Source organism: Sporosarcina sp. CAU 1771, assembly GCF_054482775.1.
The window spans coordinates 1-1,623 of sequence record NZ_JBTLRN010000057.1 but is presented as its reverse complement, the minus strand read 5'-3'; the positions used below and the strand labels follow the sequence as shown (position 1 = coordinate 1,623).

Here is a 1,623-nt window from a genome sequence, read left to right as displayed (position 1 = left end):
CATCTGCAGGGCAGGTTGCCCACGTGTTACTCACCCGTCCGCCGCTAAACTTACAGGAGCAAGCTCCTATAAGTTTCGCTCGACTTGCATGTATTAGGCATGCCGCCAGCGTTCGTCCTGAGCCAGGATCAAACTCTCCATAATAGAAGAAAATGATTGGCAGGGGATTAAGTTCAATCCCCTTTTGCTCATTTCTTGCTGACTTCGAACCCGAAGGTTCGTTTTTCGCTTGAGTATAAATACTCTTGCGTGTATTTCTTGACGTTTTGCTGTTCAGTTTTCAAGGTTCAAAAGTGGAGCCTAGCGGGATCGAACCGCTGACCTCCTGCGTGCAAGGCAGGCGCTCTCCCAGCTGAGCTAAGGCCCCGTAATGGGATATATTAAAGTTGTATTAACTTTTAAAGAAAATGGTCGGGAAGACAGGATTTGAACCCGCGGCCCCTTGGTCCCAAACCAAGTGCTCTACCAAGCTGAGCTACTTCCCGAGAAAATCATATAAGAAAAAATGGCGCGCCCGGCAGAAGTCGAATCCACAACCTTCTGATCCGTAGTCAGACGCTCTATCCAATTGAGCTACGGGCGCATACTATATACGGTTATAATTTTGGTGCCGAGAACCGGAATCGAACCGGTACGGTAGTCACCTACCGCAGGATTTTAAGTCCTGTGCGTCTGCCAGTTCCGCCACCCCGGCAACGAAATGGAGCGGAAGACGGGATTCGAACCCGCGACCCCGACCTTGGCAAGGTCGTATTCTACCACTGAACTACTTCCGCATTAAAAGTGCGGGTGAAGGGAGTCGAACCCCCACGCCCGAAGGCACTAGATCCTAAGTCTAGCGTGTCTGCCAGTTCCACCACACCCGCATAACATTAATTATAGGTTTTATAATTAAAGATGAGCCATGCAGGATTCGAACCTGCGACCCTCTGATTAAAAGTCAGATGCTCTACCAACTGAGCTAATGGCTCAAAATAGTGGTGCCGGAGAAAGGACTTGAACCCTCAACCTACTGATTACAAGTCAGTTGCTCTACCAGTTGAGCTACTCCGGCGTTATTCGAGTATATATGGTGGAGGATGACGGGCTCGAACCGCCGACCCCCTGCTTGTAAGGCAGGTGCTCTCCCAGCTGAGCTAATCCTCCTGGATATAAGTGTTAGTATTTCCGCATTGCTGCATGAAATCCACTCACAAGAATACTTTTATGTAATAAATAGTTACAGGCCTGGCAACGTCCTACTCTTGCAGGGGGAAACCCCCAACTACCATCGGCGCTGAAGAGCTTAACTTCCGTGTTCGGTATGGGAACGGGTGTGACCTCTTCGCCATCATCACCAGACCTGTAAGGTCTTTTTTGAAAGACATTATTCATTATATCAAGCATATAGAATTATACAAGCATTATTTTCAAAAAAATAATATTTGCTCATTCAAAACTGGATAAAACAGACATTAAGAAACGGTTTGTGAATCAAACAAACCTGATTACTTTAGGTTAAGTCCTCGATCAATTAGTATCCGTCAGCTGCACGCGTCGCCGCGCTTCCACCCCGGACCTATCAACCTCATCATCTTTGAGGGATCTTACTTACTTGCGTAATGGGAAATCTCATCTTGAAGG

The 1,623-nt window shown here is 47.4% G+C and carries 9 tRNA genes and 3 rRNA genes; all 12 read right to left on the bottom strand.

The annotated features are described in order from the left end of the window. Positions 1-144, bottom strand: a 16S ribosomal RNA gene (locus ACXYMX_RS17045); the annotation flags it as partial. A 150-nt stretch (positions 145-294) separates the two neighbouring features. After that, positions 295-367: transfer RNA gene (locus ACXYMX_RS17040), tRNA-Ala, on the bottom strand. Positions 368-408: 41 nt separating this feature from the next. Then, positions 409-485: transfer RNA gene (locus tag ACXYMX_RS17035), tRNA-Pro, on the bottom strand. 21 nt (positions 486-506) lie between these two features. Then, a tRNA-Arg gene (locus tag ACXYMX_RS17030) sits at positions 507-583 on the bottom strand. 22 nt (positions 584-605) lie between these two features. Beyond that, positions 606-694: transfer RNA gene (locus ACXYMX_RS17025), tRNA-Leu, on the bottom strand. A 7-nt stretch (positions 695-701) separates the two neighbouring features. Next, positions 702-776, bottom strand: a tRNA-Gly gene (locus ACXYMX_RS17020). Positions 777-784: 8 nt separating this feature from the next. Further along, positions 785-866, bottom strand: a tRNA-Leu gene (locus tag ACXYMX_RS17015). 32 nt (positions 867-898) lie between these two features. Then, positions 899-971 (bottom strand) — tRNA-Lys (locus tag ACXYMX_RS17010). Positions 972-978: 7 nt separating this feature from the next. After that, positions 979-1,054: transfer RNA gene (locus ACXYMX_RS17005), tRNA-Thr, on the bottom strand. A gap of 16 nt (positions 1,055-1,070) precedes the next feature. Continuing rightward, positions 1,071-1,146, bottom strand: a tRNA-Val gene (locus ACXYMX_RS17000). 79 nt (positions 1,147-1,225) lie between these two features. Further along, positions 1,226-1,341: ribosomal RNA gene (gene rrf, locus ACXYMX_RS16995) — 5S ribosomal RNA — on the bottom strand. A gap of 152 nt (positions 1,342-1,493) precedes the next feature. Beyond that, a 23S ribosomal RNA gene (locus tag ACXYMX_RS16990) occupies positions 1,494-1,623 on the bottom strand; the annotation flags it as partial.